The organism is Acinetobacter sp. ANC 3813, from assembly GCF_002135435.1.
Lineage (GTDB): Bacteria > Pseudomonadota > Gammaproteobacteria > Pseudomonadales > Moraxellaceae > Acinetobacter.
This window is the reverse complement of sequence record NZ_NEGK01000004.1, coordinates 156,979-173,639: the sequence shown is the minus strand read 5'-3', so window position 1 is coordinate 173,639 and position 16,661 is coordinate 156,979. Positions and strand designations below refer to the sequence as shown.

The window sequence follows — 16,661 nt, the reverse complement described above, 5'->3', positions numbered from 1 at the left end:
GCTCAGAATCACTGTACATCCATGTAAATTAAATTCAGTTTTTAAGTGCTTTGTCTTATTAAAAATCTGCTGGCGTTATTGAACAGATTGCATGTATTTTAATCAGAGTGCTGTGTTGCTGCAGATGGCCAATGACGCTGTCAGCGCGCGGTATTTTTGATTCAGTGTTCAATGTCATGCAGTTTAACAACGTATTGCGCAAGCAGTCTTAGCAGATTACGGCATCATTTTAAGGACATTAAATTATGGATTATCTTTTAAATCCGACTTTCAGCTTGATGCTTGCAGTTTTGGTACTGTACATCGGGCGCATATTGAATAAGTACATCCCATTTCTGACCAAATACAATATTCCAGAACCCGTTGCGGGCGGTTTGATTGGCGCGATTGTATTCTTTTTAATTCATCAGTTTTTAGGCTATACCATTCTGGTGAATAAGCCGATGCAAGATACATTCATGCTGATGTTCTTTGCTTCAATCGGTTTAAGCGCCAACTTTGCCAAGCTCAAAGAGGGCGGTAAGCCGCTGGTGATTTTCCTGATTGCTATTTCTGTCTTTGTGTTGGTGCAAAACGGTGTAGGTATGGTAGTTGCCAAAGCCGTTGGTTTAGACCCATTAATGGGCGTGATTGCAGGTTCAATTGCCTTAGTAGGCGGTTTAGGCACTGCAGGCGCATGGGGGCCAATTTTTGAAACCAAATATGCAGTAGAGGGCGCTTTACCGATGGGTATTGCCTCTGCAACATTTGGTATGGTGATTGGCGGGCTGATGGGCGGGCCTTTGGCGCGCTATTTAATCCGTAAGCATCAGCTGGCGTCTCCTTTAGACAAAGAAACGCGTTTAGAGAATGATGATGCGCCGCTGACTGATCAGGAATACTCATTTGAATCGCCGCATAAAGTCCGTTTAATTACTGCAGACAATGCCATTGTGACGCTTGGCATGTTTGCATTTGCCCTGGCCTTTGCAGAAGTCTTGAAAGGTTTAACAGTCGGTACGGCTTTTGAATTGCCAACCTTTGTCTGGGCCTTAATGGGCGGTATTATCTTGCGTAATGTGGTCGAGTCTGGCTTTAAGCGTGAAATCTTTGACCGTTCAATTGATGTATTTGGCAACACTGCTTTGGCGCTGTATTTAGCGATGGCGCTCGTGTCGTTAAAGCTTTGGCAGTTGACAGACTTAGCCATTCCAATGCTGATTCTTTTAATTGCGCAGTCTATTGCCATGTGGGTATTTGCCGTTTACGTGTCTTTCCGCGTGATGGGCAAAAACTACGACTCTGCTGTACTGGCATCTGGTCTTTGCGGTTTTGGTATGGGCGCAACGCCGAATGCGATTGCTAATATGCAAGCCATTACCAATATGTACGGCCCATCTCATAAAGCGTTCTTGATTGTGCCGCTGGTAGGCGCATTCTTTATTGACTTGGTGAATGTGGTTGTTATTCAAGGCATCTTGAAAATATTTGGTTAAGACGGTTTGAAATTAAATACCCAAGCTTGCTTGGGTATTTTTTTGCGCGATGCGCATTTACAATCTCAATGAATGGGCTATGCGCCTTGCTTAAAAATGAAAAGCTTGACTAGGTATGCCTGAATCAATTTTTTGATTGATGATCTGTATATTATTCAAAATAATTTAAAGAAGATTTAAGAGCGTGCTATAGCCCATAAATCCGCCTATTAAAATCAGCCAAATGGGAAGCTTGGTGCGCAATAAGCAGAGCAGTGCAATCACAAAGCAAAGATCGGAAAACTGCAAAAGATAGTCATGGCCCATATGTAAAATCATCGCAAACAATAAGCCTGCAACAGCGGCATTCATGCCAGTGACTGCCGCGCGCAGCGCCTGTTGCTGCATGAGCCAAGACCAGCAAGGCATAGCGGCAAACATGAGCAAGAATGACGGCAGGAAAATCGCTGCTGTAGCGATAAATGCATTGAGCCAAGGCCAAGGGCTAATCTCTAAGAAAGCGCCAATATAGCTGGCAAAGCTGAATAGTGGCCCAGGCATCAGCTGAGCCAAGGCATAGCCTGCATTAAAGTTTTCTGCAGAAATCTGCTGGCTGAGCACAAAATCCTGATACATCAGCGGCAGCACCACATGACCGCCGCCAAAAACCATGGATGCGCTTTGATAAAACTGAAAAGCATTCTGCCAAGCGCCGTGCATGCTGGATGGCAGAGCAGTAAAAAAGATAAAGGGTAAAAGAAACAAACTGAACCAAAAAAGAGACTGCGTTATTTGTTGTCGAGCCATGCTGCTTTCGGCAGGTGCAGGCAATGTATTGCAAATATTGCGTTTCCTGTAACATTCAAAGAAATAACCCATTAGTCCTGCAATGATCAGCAGCACAATATGAGCGCCGCTGATTGGGAAATAGAGCGTCAGCACCGCAATGCAAAACATCAGCAGTTTTTGCCAAAAAGCAGAACAGAAGCTTTGGAACATCTGCCAAAAGGCATGGCAAATCACGGCCAGAACAATCAACTGGATGATATGAAAGCTTTGCGAATTCAGCAGCTGAAAATACTGCTGGCCAGCAATCGCGGCCATAGCCATCAATACAGCGGAAGGTAAACTAAAACCCAGCCAGGCGGCAAAGGCGCCGCTGTAGCCTTTGATGAGATAGCCGATGCCAATGCCAGCTTGACTGCTGGTTGGCCCAGGGAGCAGTTGAGCTAAGGCCAAGATACGTGCATATTCAGCTTCGCTGAGCCATTGTTTTTTCTGGATGAATAATTGATGAAAGAATACAAAATGCGCTGCAGGACCGCCAAAAGAGGTGCATCCGAGCCTTAGAAAGACCCAAAATATTTGCCATGCAGAAATGGATTTCATCAGTAAACGCTTTGGAATAGATTTTTGTGAATACTGAAATTATCAGCTAGTATTGCTTTAAATTATATATTTAGAATATGACAGTTTGATGCCGAATTTCTGACACTGGAAGCGGTTTAACGAATTATAACAGTGGCAGAGTGCTGATCTCTTTAGACTATGCTGCTTGCATAAAATGAATTATGAATGTTGGAATCTCTGTGCTGACAATGAAATTAGCTTTTGCTGCCTTAACCTGTGTTTTGCTTGCTGGATGCCAAACTGTTGCATCAAAAAATACAGAGCAGCTCGCGCATCATACCGCGGCGGAATTAAACGAAGTTGAAGCCTATGCGGGCAAAGACCGTATTGATTTTAAAAAGCTCAAACAGCAGGAAAAGCGGGCCGTTATTGCATTGGTTCTGGGCAGTGGCGGCGCACGCGGCTATGCGCATATTGGTGTTATTCAAGTGCTGGAAGCGCATGGCATTAAGCCTGATTTTATTGTGGGAACCAGTGCGGGCAGCATCGTTGGAACTCTATATGCTTCAGGCATGAATGCGGAGCAGCTGCGTGATGTGGCTTTAAGCATGAAACCCAATGATGTGCGGGATATTCGGCTTGATAAAAAAGGCGTACTGGATGGCAAAAAAGTTGAAGATTATGTTAATAAACAGGTTGATAATACGCCGCTGGAATTGCTGAAAACACCAATGTATGTGGTGGCGACTGAACTGCAGCAAGGCAAAAAAATGGTGTTCAATGCCGGCAATACAGGGCAGGCGGTGCGTGCATCTGTGTCTATTCCGAGCATGTTTATTCCTGCTGTGATTAATCATCAGGAATATGTGGATGGCGGCTTGGTCAGTCCCGTGCCTGTAGATGTAGCCCGTGATTTAGGGGCTGATATTATTATTGCTGTAGATATTCTGGCGCAGCCGATTCATACCGAAACCGGCAATGTATGGGGCCTATTTAACCAAAATATTAATATCATGCAGTATTATCTTGCAAAAGAAGAGCTGAAGCGTGCGGATATTGTGATTCAGCCAGACATACGGGAAAAGGCGCATATTTTTGATGTGACAGGGCGTGAGTCGACCATACAGGCTGGCGTCACTGCCGCTGAGCTGAAGTTTGAAGACATGGTGAAAGTATTTGCAGCCCATAAGCTGCCGCTGGAGCAGCCAGCGGATTTATATACTGTACAGAAATAAGCAGCAGATGGCATGAAGCGGAGGGGTGCTGAGTACGCCATTTTCTGCTCTCTGCCTGATACGCTAGAGAGATCAATAAAGCATTGCCAATCAAATACTCAATGTAAAAAGAGCTGAATGATGGTTTTAGCCTTTAGCGCTAGATGCTGCCGCGCAGATTCATACAAGCGCTGTATTTTCTAGATTTTTTTAAGCAAGTAATTGAAATTATATATAAATTTAGACTTAGCTTTAAAAGCTTAAATATAATAGTAATTTTCTATTTAGTCTTTTTCCTCAGCTATTTAAGTTTACCTATAATTATAATAAAGTTAGAATTCTGCAAGCTTTATATAGCTTCAATGAATTATTAAAAGTATGAGCAACAATGTTATGCCTAGATTAGAAGTGGGCCAGAAAGTCACCATGGCCGCTATGGAACAACAAGTATTTACAGTGACAGCAATTAATACAGATGGGTCATTTAACATAGAAACACAATTGGCGAATCAGCAAAAACTCAATTATGAAAATGTTGCATTTGAAATGCTGCGGGTGTTGCCTTCAGAGGATTAAACGGATAAGCGCATCTACGGTTTTATAGGATGCACCTTCATGATTAAATACAGGCAGCGTCCTGTATTTATTTTTTGCAAAGAACCTATATGCGAGCTTATTTAAAATAATCTAGTAATTGGGTTATATTTGCTTAATATTCATCCGCTTAATTAAGTTACTATATATTTTATTGAATGATGGCTAAATCACTATAAATAATAATGATGATTTTTTTGCCGATTCGAACATTTTATTCGAGTTAAAAACGATATAATAATCACACTAATCAATGTCCATCAAAAGTCTAGAGAAAAGCGATGTCCCCATTAGATCAAATTGCCCCGATCCTAGAAGATCAGTCTGAGTTAACTATGTCCGTCTTAATGACGCCTGATATGGCAAACTTTTCTGGCAATGTACATGGCGGCACAATTTTAAAACTGTTGGACCAAGTGGCTTATGCATGCGCGAGCCGTTACTCGGGCAGTTATGTGGTTACGCTGTCGGTCGATAAAGTTAATTTTAAAGAGCCGATTCATGTGGGCGAAATGGTGACCTTTTTAGCGAGTGTGAACCATGTCGGCCGTACATCTATGGAAATCGGCATCCGTGTAGAAGCGCAGAATATTCAGAAACGTACTGTGCGCCATACAAACAGCTGCTACTTCACTATGGTTGCGGTAGATGATGATGGCAAGCCAAAACCGATCCCTGCGCTGAATTTGAATAACGACTGGAAACGCTGCCGTTTTGAAGCAGCAGAGCAGCGCAAAATTGCGCGCTTGCAGGAAAATCATCATCCGTCTTGCAGTATCTATAAAAAATCATCGCAGAGCTGATTTGTGCTGATATAAAAAACCGCCATAAGGCGGTTTTTTATTGAGCGCGATTTAAGTAGCGCCCGTCTACAGTCATGCTCCAAATGCCATTGTTATTCAGATGCGGCTCGGCGGTAACTTTAAATTTGGAACTGAAGGGGCCGTAGCCGATATGAATAATGCTGTTGTCTAAAGACTGAATATTGCCCTGTATTGATTTTTTGTTATCAATCTCGACTAAGCGGTATTTCAATCTGCCTTCAGGACTGATTTCGATAACGACACTGCTGTCGTCATTTCTCCATGTACCTGCATATTTGCGCATGTTTTGCGGCACAGGATTGCTGCATGCACTTAAAAGCATTAAGCAAAGACTTGCAGGTACTGCTGCTTTTAACATGTGTGTCTCCCCCCTAAGTCTGCAAAATACATCCGGTTTAAATAGTTATTTTTATATTTGATATTATCTACTTTATAGTTCAAAAATGTGATCTATGCACGATTTATTTTAAGGCTTTTAAATCCGAGCATTCTACTAAAGTTTTATGCGCATCAGGTCAATTCTGCTAGAGCCGTCAGCATTTTCATCGTAGAATAAAACGATACGTATCGTTTCGTATTTTGGTGGTTTTGTAATATCAGGCTATTCTTTAAGGATACTGTATGACCCAATCAGATTTAGCTCAAGACAGGCTGAGCACTCAGGAAACTGAAAAAAGCTCACGCCGCAAACAGTGTATTTTGCGTGCGGTGAATGATGCATTAGCTGAATGCCATTACAGTAAATTAACTGTAGAAGATATTGCTTCACGTGCAGGCGTAGGCAAGTCAACGATTTACCGCTGGTGGAAGCATAAGTCAGATTTGGTGTTCGAAGCCTTTAAAGAAAATACGGTGTCTGTTTTTGATTTGGATTATGAACAGTCTTTAGAGTTCAACCTGAATCAGCAGCTGCTGAAATTGTCCAATGCTTTAAATCAGCATGTTGGGCGGGCGTTGCTGGTGGTCATGGCAGAAAACCGTGAAGCTGCAGGAGAATTTTTTCGGCAGTATTTGCTGCCGCGCCGTGAACAGACCCGCAAGCTGATTAGCCAAGCTATTGAGCGCAATGAAATTATTGCGGATTATCCCTTCGAATTGATGCTGGATATGCTGTATGGCCCGATCCATTACCAAATTATCTTTTTTAACCGTGTGCCAGATCAGAATTATATTCAGCAGCTGGTTGGCTTAGCTTTGCAGCCAATCCTAACAGTGCCGTCTAAGACGGACTTGAACGTGTGAGCCATATGTCTGAACCTCAAATGCAGGCGATGCTAAATGAGCAATTATGGAACCGTTCATTTTTGCTATGCCTGTGCAATAACTTATTTTTATTTATTTATTATTTTGCCATGCTCACGGTACTGCCGATTTACATCATGCAGGATTTGGGCGGTACGGTCAAAGAAGCAGGCTTGGCGCTGACCTTGTTTCTGGTGTCATCCATTGCAATTCGCCCATTCTCGGGCTTAATTGTGGAGCGCTTAGGAAAAAAACGTTCTTTACGCGGTGCAGGGCTGCTGTTTGTCCTTTTTGCATTTAGTTATCTGCTGATTGACAGTTTATGGTCCTTGCTGCTGGTGCGTTTTTTACATGGCTTCTGGTTCAGTATTTTAACGACAGTCAATGTGCCTGTCGTGAATGATTTTATTCCCGAAAAGCGCAAAGGCGAGGGCATGGGCTATTTTGTCATGTCGACCAATTTAGGCGTGGTGTTTGGGCCGCTGATCGCTTTGACGGTGATTCAATTTACCAGTTTTAATACGCTGTTTGCGTTGCTCAGCATTGTGACCTGCATTGGCTATGTCTTTTGCCTGACCCTGAATGTGCATGAAAATCCGAAAACAGCACCTGCAGCAGATGCCCCAAAACCTAAAATTGGCTGGCACGATATTGTTGAAGTCAAAGTCTTGCCCATCAGTCTGATTGCTTTGCTGGTGGCTTTTGCCTATTCCAGCATCACCAGTTTTATTACGGCTTTTGCAGACAGTCAGCATTTGCTGAAGGAAGCCAGCTTATTTTTTATTGTCTTTGCCGTATCGATGATTGCGGTGCGTCCTTGGGTTGGCAAATGGTATGACCGTAAAGGGCCAAGTTCGGTCATTTATCCATCCTTTGTTTCATTTGCCATTGGACTGGTGATTGTCAGTTTTATGGATAATCAATGGGTGCTGTGGCTATCTGCGGTATTTATTGGTATGGGGTATGGTTCGCTCTTTCCCTGCATGCAGACTTTGGCGATTCAGTCCGTGTCTAAGCAGCGCATGGGCCATGCCATTTCGACTTTTTTTGCGCTGTTTGATGTTGGGCTGGCGGTTGGTTCTGTGGTGATGGGCTTATTGATTGCTTACTTTGACTATCAATTTACTTATTTAAGCTGTGCGGTTATGGTGATCGCAACGCTGTTTATTTATAAGGCATCGATGCGCGCAAAGAAGCCTGTTCAAACAACTATTTCTTAGAGGTGCAGTGTGGAATTACGTCATTTGCGATATTTCGTAGCCGTTGCAGAAGAGCTGAATTTTACCAAAGCTGCACAGCGCATGTGTACGGTGCAGCCGTCTTTAAGCCAGCAGATTAAAGATTTGGAAAATGAAGTTGGCGTGCAGCTGCTGCAGCGTTCAAACCGTAAGGTTGAGCTGACAGAAGAAGGCAAGGCATTCTTGAAAGAAGCGCGCTTAAGTTTGGAGCATGCGGAAAAAGCGGTGCTGGATGCGCGTCAGGTGGCGCATCTGACCAAAGAGCAGCTGAACATTGGCTTTGTCCCTGTAGCGGAAATGAAAGTGTTTCCCTACATTATGCCCAATATCCGCGCCAAGTTCCCTGAGCTGAAAATTCATTTTCATAGCTTAACCGATGCTGATCAGCTGAAAGCGCTGCACAAAGGCGAGATTGACATCGCTTTTACCCGCTATGCGGAAGAATCTGCAGAAATTGAATCGATCCAAGTGTTTACCGAGCCTTTGGCACTGATTATGCCAAAGGATTGTCCTGAGGCGGCGCAGCGTCACATCAGTATTAAAAGCTTCAATCAGCAAGAGTTTATTGTCAGCGATGAACATTCTTCGCCTGAGCTGTACCGCATTATTCAAGAGTTTTTCAAGCAGTCGAAGCTCAATGTGAATGTGGTGCAGTACTCCACTAACGTCTTGCTGAATGTCAATTTGGTGGGCATGGGCGTGGGCTGGAGTTTGGTTCCGTCGTATGTGATTCCGCTTTTGGGCGATAAAATTGTGGTGAAAAGCACCATTGAGCCGCTCCCGATGATTGGACTGTATGCCAGCTACCGTAAAGACAAAAAAAATGAAGCGATTGAACTGATTTTAAAAGTCTTGAAAGAGCAGTTCTATATGGGGTTCTTTTAAAAACCGTCATTTAATTCAAGCCAGTCCATCGACTGGCTTTTTTATGCATCAATACAGCACCAGACAAATAAAAAAAATTATACAGATCTATTTTTGATCAATTGTAAGCTAGAGAAAGAACAAAAAAGGATCATGTCGATGAAGTACTACAGCAATAAACAATCCCGCGGAAACACACTGCTGCCGTTATTCAAAGAGCTGGGCATTGAACAAGACATTGAAATGATTGAAGTGGAATACGCCAAAATTCGAGATGAAGAATATTTGCGTATCAACCCGATGGCTAAAGTGCCTTGTCTGGTGGATGGTCCAGCTGTGATCAGCGAGACAGCGGCGATTTATGCTTATTTAGCGGATAAGTACCATGAAAAAGGTTTAGCACCTGCTTTGAATGATCCGATGCGCGGTGAGTATTTAAAATGGCTGTTTTTCTGTCATGGCCCAATGACTGAATATATGGATATTCAATACTTGCAGGTGGCAGACGCGCAAATTGAAAAATGCCACTCAGCATTAAGCATGGGAAATGAAGCCTCTATATTTGCCTTTTTGAAGCAAGGGATGAAGCAGGCCAATCCGTATTTAACCGGTGAGCAGTTTACGGCTGCAGATTTATATCTGGCGTATTGGATTGCTTATGCGGTGCAATTTAAACTTTTACCGTATTTGGATGAGTTTGATCCCTTTATTCAGCGGATTAAAAAGCGGGATTCTGTGCAGGATATTGAGTGGCTGCAGAAACTTTAAAAAATGGCTTTTAGGCGCTTTGTTCAGGAAAATGAACGCTCAGTCTATGTTTTTTAATTTTTAAGCAGGGGCAAAGCTTGGCTTGAGCAAAAATACCATTGCATCTAAAGCTGAGGTCTTTGCGGTTGCAGGGTATTCAATGATGTCATTGCTTATTATTAAGCTGCATTTATCAGTCTTTTATGTGCTTTATAAGCTGTATTTTGTCTAAGTTTAAGAATTGATTGCGACTTTTTAATTCAATTTTAAAATTAAGGATTTGGGTTTTAATAAGTAAATTTAATTTAAAATATTATAATTATATATTTGTTTTATAAAATGAATGTAAAAAATAGCCAAAGACCTGAAAACGGTTGTTTGGTTAAGCTATAAACATAAATTACTTTACTATTATAATATATTGCATGTTTAATTATTCTATAAATCTATTGCTTAAAAACGCTGTTCTGAAAGGTCAAAATCGCCAAAATTTACAATTTAAATGCGCAGAAACACCAGCAGACTTGCAGCGTATTTTAGACTTCCGTTTAGCTGAGTATCAGAAGCAATTGCCCTATATGCTTGAAACTCTTAATGAGCAGGGGCAAGACAATTACGATGCAAGTGCCTATCACTTTTATGTTCAAGACCGTGAACGCATTTTGGCAGTGGTGCGTTTTAATCGCTATCCCTTTGAATCGATGCAATGGATAGAGCCGCAGAAATTTAGCCCGCATATTGCTGCGCAGCAGTTGGATCAAACCGTGGAAATATCCAGACTGATTACAGCGCAGCAGCATGGATATAAGCGTTTAATGCCCAGTTTATTATTGTTCAGCAGCTTATATTTATGGCGGCATACGGATTGCCGATATTATATGGCTTACTGCAAAGAGCAGAATAAAGACAAATTTAAAGGGTTTCGATCCATGCAGACACAGCTGAATTTTTCAATTCAGTGCCGTGGAGAGCATGCTTATAGTTTCTATTTTGGTGAAATAAAACAGGCTTTGCTGCAGGGTCTTAAAACAGCCTTCAAGTTTAATCAGGCAAAAAAAGACCACGCATAGTGCGTGGTCAGGCCTCTGAATCAATCAGAATTTTTAATGGTTATGCAGCTGCAGTATTACTTTACATGCAGTTTAGCAAACAGTTGCTGGCTGACTTGGTCTAAAGTCTGCGGAATTGCAAGCGCTGCCACAAAGCGGTCAGGGCGAAGCACCACAACAGATTCAGATGTTTTACCAAACCAAGTGCGGATATCTGTACCAATATCGCCAATGGTAATCACGCCTTCAGGCTGTTTGCGGGCTTCGTTTTGGAACTGTACCGCTGGAATCACTTGGATGAATTTAACACCCAGCTTTTGCCATTGTTTAATCGTTGCATCTGATAAGCCCCACTGCGGGTCTACACCCCAAGCGATCAGGGCAAAATCATTGCCGATCACTTCGTCCAGCAATACGGTTTCGCCAGTCGCTAAGCGTACTTCAGGCTGAATAAACATTTTGCCGACAGGTGAGTCTTTTGAATTGTTGGCTAATAGCGCGCCATCATGGTATTTCGGCATAGGCTTAAAGCGCATTTCAAGCAAGTATTGTTTAATTGGCTTGATGTAGTTCAATGCATAAGCAATACCGTCACGTACAAAACCTTGCCATTTTTTAGGCGGCGCAAGTACGTGGCCAGCCAATACAGACAGGTCAATCATCGCTTTTGCATGGTCTTTACGTTCAATTTGGTAAGAGTCTAGAAGTTCTGGACCCGCTTTACCTTGAACCACTAATGCCACTTTCCATGCCAAGTTGAAAGCATCACGCATGCCGCTGTTATAGCCTTGACCTTGCCATACAGGCATGATGTGGGCAGCATCACCTGCAAGCAGGATGCGGTCTACACGGAATTTATCTGCAATACGCGCATTATGGGTATATACACGCTGGCGGATGACTTCAATACCGTCAGTCGTCGGCATTACTTTAGACAGTAATTTTGCAATGTTTTCCGGCTTGCTCAATTCTTCTTGAGTTTCGCCTGGCATTACCATGAATTCAAAACGGCGGATACCGTGAGGCAGCGCAGCTGAAACGTATGGACGCACAGGGTCGCAGCACAGGTAAATATGCGGTGTCGCCAGCGGGTCATTATCGATGTCGATTACAATCCATTGGTTCGGCGCAGTTTCACCGTCAAAGGCAATGTTTAATGTGCGGCGCACAATAGAGTTGCCGCCGTCGCAGGCAATCAGGTACTGTGCTTTAACAGTTTCCTGCTGGCCTTCTTTGTTGGTGATGTTCAGCGTTACGCCAGAAGCATCCTGATAGAATTCTGTTAAGTGGCGAGAGAACAATACTTCAGTTTTATCGTATTGTTTTAAGCCTTGCAGCAAGACATTGTCGACTTGCGGCTGAATAAACGCATTGCGGCGAGAAAAGCCGAATTCGCGCGTTAAAGGCTGAATGTCTGCAAAGCAGCGGCCTTTAGGCGTTAAGAAACGCATAGCGTGGTTAGGCGTAGTGTGCGGCAATACTTGATCAACCAAACCTAAAGATTGGATGGTACGCAATGATTCATCATCAATGCCGATTGCACGCGGGTAATCAATCAAACTGTCCAGCTGTTCAATGACAGTGACTTGTACGCCTTGCTTACTTAAGTAGTTGGCAATGGTTAAGCCGACTGGGCCAGCACCTATGATCGCTACTTCAGCTGTAAAATTTGCTTTATTGCTCATGTGCAAACATCCGATTCTTTCGCATTAAGATTATTTAACGGCTAAATGGGGGTATGCAGCAAGCTATGCCTAAGTCGGTGGAATAGGTGTTTATTATATTAAAAAAATAGGATATTTATTATAATTATTTGATTTTAAATAATTTGATTTGTCATTCTTTATAGGCTTTGATGATTTATCTATCATTTATAACTATGATTCATTGCTTATTCATTTAAAAAACCAGTCAGCATTTTCAGCTGGCTGGTCTTATTTTAGGTCAAACACGATGAGGGCTTTTCATCATGGAGCAGTTTTGACCTGCAGACTCTGCTGAGCTGCATCTAATGCAGTGAAGTCAGCAGAGTCAAATTCTGTGCATTACTGTGCAGGCTGAGCTGGAGCAGAGGCATCCGCTTGAGCTTCTGATGCAGGTTGCGCAGATGTTGCGCCAGCAGCAGCTTCAGTGCCAGCAGGCTGTTCTTGGGTGCTGACAACAACTTTTTCGTCCTGTGCGGGCTGAGTGTCTTGAGCGGCAAAAGTAGTCGCAGCGGCAGCAGCTAAAGTTGAAGCAAGTAAAATTTGAGTTAATTTCATTTTGGCATTCCTTAATATCTATTTTGATTTGATATTCACATTGAGCATCACTCTCAATATGAATAGGAACCCATGCTAAAAGCCGAAACGGATGCAGGCAATGATTGCAGCAAAAGCTTAATAAAGGAGTTACAGAACAAAGGTATTTGAATTTATTTTGTTGGTTTATGTGAATAAAAAACTGAAATGATTGCCTAAAATGTATGCAGATATTTCGAATTTCAGTATTCAGCACAGCGGCAGTAACGCTGCTGTTACAAAAGCGGGTAATGACGAGCGAAATGAACAGGCTTGGCAGACAAATAAATGTAAGATTTCATTGCAGATAGACCTCAATATGAAGCAAATGTGTCAATACAGTCAGTTCATGACTGTCAAACAGCACAATATTTTTTAAGCGCTGCAGAATAAGCTGTTCATAGACTTGTCAGCACAGGGTGGTCCAGCTGTACAATTCAGTTCTTTCATTCCTTCTTCGCAGGTATTCTTTTGAAGCTCGTTACAGCATCTCAGGCAATTCCCGTTCATATTATTTCTGGTTTTTTGGGTGCGGGTAAAACCACGCTGCTCAAACATTTGCTGAGCCAAAAACCTGAAAATGAAGTGTGGGCTGTGCTGATGAATGAGTTCGGGCAGATTGGGGTTGATCAGCAGCTGCTGCCGCAGGATCAAGGCTATGCGGTGAAAGAGCTTTTGGGCGGCTGCCTTTGCTGCAGCAGTCAAATGCCAATGCAGATTGCTTTGTCACGCCTGCTTTCTGAAAATCAGCCAGACCGTTTGTTTATTGAGCCGACAGGTTTAGGCCATCCTGCGCAGCTGCTGGAGCAGCTAACTGAACCGCATTGGCAGCCGCATTTGAACATGCGTGCTTTGCTGACTGTTGTGGATGGTTCACGTTTGCACGACAGTGAATGGTCAAAACAAAACTTATATGCTGATCAGCTGAAAGCTGCGCAAATAATTGCGGTTTCACATGCAGACCAAATGAATCATGCCGATGAACAGGCGCTTGAGTTATTGCAAGCTGAGTATCAGCCTTATCAGCAAATATGGCTTAAAACAGCGATGGGGCAGCTCACACTTTCGGACATCGATTTGCCTTATGCAGGAACACCGCGAAAAATTCAGCCTTTGCTTCGGGTTCAGCAGCTGTTTAATACAGGCGAAGCTATGCCTGAAATTAAGCAGTTGCCATATCATTATGTTGAAACTGCGCAGGGCTATAGTGTAGCAGGCTGGAAAATGCCTAAGCGTTGGGTCTTCGATTTTTATGATTTGCTGGATTTGCTTTGTGAGCAAAAAGACTGGCTGCGTATTAAAGGCATCTTTCAAACCAATCAGGGCTGGAAAAGCTTTAATTTTAATCCTGAACAATTTAACTATCAGAGTGCTGAAGAAAGCATTGATAACCGTCTGGAAATTATTTATCTGCAGGAACGTGCTTGGCTGGAGTTTGAGAGTTTGCTAATGAATTGCCGCGTGGATCAAGAGCAAAAATAACCTGTAGGGGAGAGTGATTTACGCTGCCGTTATAGCATTCGCATTCATTTTCATTTGATCAATGTTTTAAGTTGGAGTTTAACGAGACTGCATAAAGTCGTGGAACATTGTTTAAATAGTAGGCGTGAAACGTGATCAATCAATAAAAAAAAAGCTCAGATCAGTAGATGTGAGCTTTTATGTTGACATAAGATACTGAAATTTATTAATTAAGATGATTTCGTATAACGTGTATTATGTTAATTTTAGGGATATTTAATAATTAAGCATATTGTAATGACTAGAAATGAGCTAATTAAATAATTAGAGCATCTGCGAGTTCATCACATCAGTTACTCTTTTGATAAAATCAAGAACTCTGAATGTATTAGTGTCTTAAAACAAAAAACAGAGTGGTGTGTTTATTACACTGAGAGGGATAAAGCTGAACTTATATTTTCTTCGAAAGAAGAAAGTGATGCCTATGAATTTATAGCTAATGAGTTTAAAAGGTGGATCGTATAGAAACCCATTTAACATATATGGCTGTTATACGAAATTTCGTTATTCTTAGCAGGTAAAATAATCATATGCCTTATCAGAACTTAAATATTATGTATGACTTTGGACCAATCGACATAAAGGTCATCGAGAGTTTTGAGCACGATAATAAAATTAATTTTCCTTTAAGTTATAAAAAGCTGATTGCTTCCCACAATGGAGTGCAATTTATGGAGAATAGCTTTGAATATCTAGATTCCAACAATGAAGTTGGAGAATCTGGCATAGCCTTTTGTTGTTTTGGGAAAGGGGGAGGAGGTGATGATATTGAAAACTGTCAAGATCAGGATATATATGGCCATGATAGGATAGTCGTCTTTGGACTAAATGGTTGTGGTGACTATATCGGATTTGACTACAGATCTGACGTCAATCATCCTAAAGTAGTTCTTATGTACCATGATCAATATATCAAAGATCAACATGAACAACCCAAATTAAAATTAGTAGAAGTATCTGATAGTTTTGATAATTTCTTAACTTCACTAAGATAAACTAAATTATTATTCTGAAAATAGATTTAACATAAAATCTCTTATACGAAATCCATTTTACCCCCCAGAAAAGTGGTGTTCAAGTGGGATCGGAATGTCTGCTCATTTATTTGTGGAATGAGCTATCCAGTAAAATAAGAATACGCATTGATGCCAAAGTTACTTATAACTTCAACTCAGGCTGTTGTTTCCATATTGTTCTCCCGAGTGATTATTTCACTTTTCTACTGATGCAAAAACTTCGCCAAAATGCGTCAAGACGGTCTAAATCGGGTATGCTATGCGCCAAATTTGAGGACTTTTTCTATGGCGCTGAAAGCTACAATTTATAAAGCAGATTTGAACATAGCCAATATGGATGTGCATCAGTATGGTGACTACCAGTTGACCATGGCGCTGCATCCATCAGAAACAATTGAACGTTTGATGGTGCGCATTTTGGCTTATGCCCGCTATGCGGATGAAGCTTTAGAATTTACCAAAGACTTATTTGAAACCGATGAGCCTGCACTTTGGCAAAAAGACTTAACAGGCCAGTTGGAAAAATGGATTGAAGTGGGCAGTCCAGACGAAGACAAAGTGAAAAAAGCCTGTGCGCGCTGCAGCCGAGTGGTCATTGTGACTTATGGTACTGCAGTAGATGAATGGTATAAGCGCAACAGCAAGCTGAAAACATTGAAAAATTTAGAAGTGTGGAAATTGTCTTTGGCAACCACAGAAGCGATTCAGGCACTGTGCGAACGTACCATGCAGCTGCAGTTAAATGTAATGGATGGCGAGTGGACGCTCATCGGCGATACAGCTCAAGCCGTGATCGAGTGGGAACAGCTGCAGTAAGCGTTTCTTTCAGATCAGCTGTAAAGCGTCTTCAGGCGGCTGCATGCTGAAAACTGAGAAATGTTTATAATGTAATTTGGTTGTGATAAGGCAAAGGTATTCAGACATGTCGAACGAATTAGAAATTATTGAGTTAAAAATTGGTGAAGGTAAAGAAGCGGTGAAAGGCGCTTTGATTACGACGCACTATACTGGATGGCTGGAAGACGGCACAAAATTTGACTCATCCATTGACCGCGGCAGTTATTTTGAAACCGTCATTGGTACTGGCCGTGTAATTAAAGGCTGGGATCAAGGCATTATGGGCATGAAAGTCGGCGGTAAGCGCAAACTGATTGTACCTGCGCATTTGGCTTACGGTTCTCGCAAAATGGGCAATATTATTCCAGCGAACTCTAATTTGATTTTTGAAATTGAATTATTTGATGTCAAAACCCGTGATTAATATTTAAT

Annotated in this window: 17 protein-coding genes; 13 read left to right on the top strand and 4 right to left on the bottom strand. The window is 42.1% G+C overall.

What is annotated here, in order from left to right; all coding sequences use genetic code 11:
• The first annotated feature begins 245 nt into the window (after nucleotides 1–245).
• Nucleotides 246–1,475, top strand: a complete 1,230-nt coding sequence (gltS, locus tag B9T34_RS07750; protein ID WP_086212592.1) for a sodium/glutamate symporter — start codon at nucleotides 246–248, stop codon at nucleotides 1,473–1,475.
• Between the two features lie 165 nt (nucleotides 1,476–1,640).
• Here the strand turns inward: gltS and chrA are convergent, their stop codons facing one another.
• Nucleotides 1,641–2,843: a chromate efflux transporter gene (gene chrA / locus B9T34_RS07745; RefSeq protein ID WP_086212591.1), complete on the bottom strand. Its 1,203-nt coding sequence runs from the start codon at nucleotides 2,841–2,843 to the stop codon at nucleotides 1,641–1,643.
• 209 nt (nucleotides 2,844–3,052) lie between these two features.
• Here chrA and B9T34_RS07740 point away from each other — a divergent pair, with 209 nt between their 5' ends.
• From B9T34_RS07740 to B9T34_RS07730, 3 genes are all read left to right on the top strand, one after another.
• On the top strand, nucleotides 3,053–4,039 hold the full coding sequence (locus tag B9T34_RS07740) for a patatin-like phospholipase family protein (protein WP_213034158.1): 987 nt from the start codon (nucleotides 3,053–3,055) through the stop codon (nucleotides 4,037–4,039).
• A 372-nt stretch (nucleotides 4,040–4,411) separates the two neighbouring features.
• Nucleotides 4,412–4,594 carry a hypothetical protein gene (locus tag B9T34_RS07735; RefSeq protein ID WP_086212589.1) on the top strand — a complete coding sequence of 61 codons (183 nt, stop codon included), beginning with the start codon at nucleotides 4,412–4,414 and terminating at the stop codon, nucleotides 4,592–4,594.
• 299 nt (nucleotides 4,595–4,893) lie between these two features.
• Nucleotides 4,894–5,415 (top strand): acyl-CoA thioesterase, encoded by a 522-nt coding sequence (locus B9T34_RS07730; protein ID WP_086212588.1) that lies wholly within the window; start codon nucleotides 4,894–4,896, stop codon nucleotides 5,413–5,415.
• A 37-nt stretch (nucleotides 5,416–5,452) separates the two neighbouring features.
• Here B9T34_RS07730 and B9T34_RS07725 read toward each other — a convergent pair whose 3' ends face one another.
• Complete coding sequence (locus B9T34_RS07725; RefSeq protein WP_086212587.1) at nucleotides 5,453–5,794, bottom strand: hypothetical protein; 342 nt, start codon at nucleotides 5,792–5,794, stop codon at nucleotides 5,453–5,455.
• 263 nt (nucleotides 5,795–6,057) lie between these two features.
• Between B9T34_RS07725 and B9T34_RS07720 the strand changes: the two genes are divergently transcribed.
• The 5 genes from B9T34_RS07720 to B9T34_RS07700 all read left to right on the top strand — a co-directional run bounded on the left by B9T34_RS07720 (nucleotide 6,058) and on the right by B9T34_RS07700 (nucleotide 10,597).
• Nucleotides 6,058–6,678: a TetR/AcrR family transcriptional regulator gene (locus B9T34_RS07720; RefSeq protein WP_086212586.1), complete on the top strand. Its 621-nt coding sequence runs from the start codon at nucleotides 6,058–6,060 to the stop codon at nucleotides 6,676–6,678.
• A gap of 20 nt (nucleotides 6,679–6,698) precedes the next feature.
• Nucleotides 6,699–7,898: an MFS transporter gene (locus tag B9T34_RS07715; RefSeq protein WP_416202707.1), complete on the top strand. Its 1,200-nt coding sequence runs from the start codon at nucleotides 6,699–6,701 to the stop codon at nucleotides 7,896–7,898.
• A gap of 9 nt (nucleotides 7,899–7,907) precedes the next feature.
• On the top strand, nucleotides 7,908–8,801 hold the full coding sequence (locus B9T34_RS07710; RefSeq protein WP_086212584.1) for a LysR substrate-binding domain-containing protein: 894 nt from the start codon (nucleotides 7,908–7,910) through the stop codon (nucleotides 8,799–8,801).
• Nucleotides 8,802–8,939: 138 nt separating this feature from the next.
• Nucleotides 8,940–9,548: a glutathione S-transferase family protein gene (locus tag B9T34_RS07705; RefSeq protein WP_086212583.1), complete on the top strand. Its 609-nt coding sequence runs from the start codon at nucleotides 8,940–8,942 to the stop codon at nucleotides 9,546–9,548.
• Nucleotides 9,549–9,952: 404 nt separating this feature from the next.
• Nucleotides 9,953–10,597 carry a GNAT family N-acyltransferase gene (locus tag B9T34_RS07700; protein WP_086212582.1) on the top strand — a complete coding sequence of 215 codons (645 nt, stop codon included), beginning with the start codon at nucleotides 9,953–9,955 and terminating at the stop codon, nucleotides 10,595–10,597.
• A gap of 56 nt (nucleotides 10,598–10,653) precedes the next feature.
• Here B9T34_RS07700 and B9T34_RS07695 read toward each other — a convergent pair whose 3' ends face one another.
• Entirely contained in the window at nucleotides 10,654–12,261 is a 1,608-nt protein-coding gene (locus B9T34_RS07695) for a bifunctional 3-(3-hydroxy-phenyl)propionate/3-hydroxycinnamic acid hydroxylase (RefSeq protein WP_086212581.1), read from the bottom strand.
• Nucleotides 12,262–12,621: 360 nt separating this feature from the next.
• On the bottom strand, nucleotides 12,622–12,837 hold the full coding sequence (locus tag B9T34_RS07690; RefSeq protein WP_086212580.1) for a hypothetical protein: 216 nt from the start codon (nucleotides 12,835–12,837) through the stop codon (nucleotides 12,622–12,624).
• 489 nt (nucleotides 12,838–13,326) lie between these two features.
• Between B9T34_RS07690 and B9T34_RS07680 the strand changes: the two genes are divergently transcribed.
• From B9T34_RS07680 to B9T34_RS07660, 4 genes are all read left to right on the top strand, one after another.
• Nucleotides 13,327–14,337, top strand: coding sequence for a CobW family GTP-binding protein (locus B9T34_RS07680; protein WP_086212578.1), 1,011 nt, complete (start codon nucleotides 13,327–13,329; stop codon nucleotides 14,335–14,337).
• A gap of 569 nt (nucleotides 14,338–14,906) precedes the next feature.
• On the top strand, nucleotides 14,907–15,371 hold the full coding sequence (locus tag B9T34_RS07670) for an SMI1/KNR4 family protein (RefSeq protein ID WP_086212577.1): 465 nt from the start codon (nucleotides 14,907–14,909) through the stop codon (nucleotides 15,369–15,371).
• 306 nt (nucleotides 15,372–15,677) lie between these two features.
• Entirely contained in the window at nucleotides 15,678–16,208 is a 531-nt protein-coding gene (locus B9T34_RS07665) for a YaeQ family protein (protein WP_086212576.1), read from the top strand.
• Between the two features lie 106 nt (nucleotides 16,209–16,314).
• On the top strand, nucleotides 16,315–16,653 hold the full coding sequence (locus B9T34_RS07660; protein WP_086212575.1) for an FKBP-type peptidyl-prolyl cis-trans isomerase: 339 nt from the start codon (nucleotides 16,315–16,317) through the stop codon (nucleotides 16,651–16,653).
• Nucleotides 16,654–16,661: the final 8 nt, after the last annotated feature.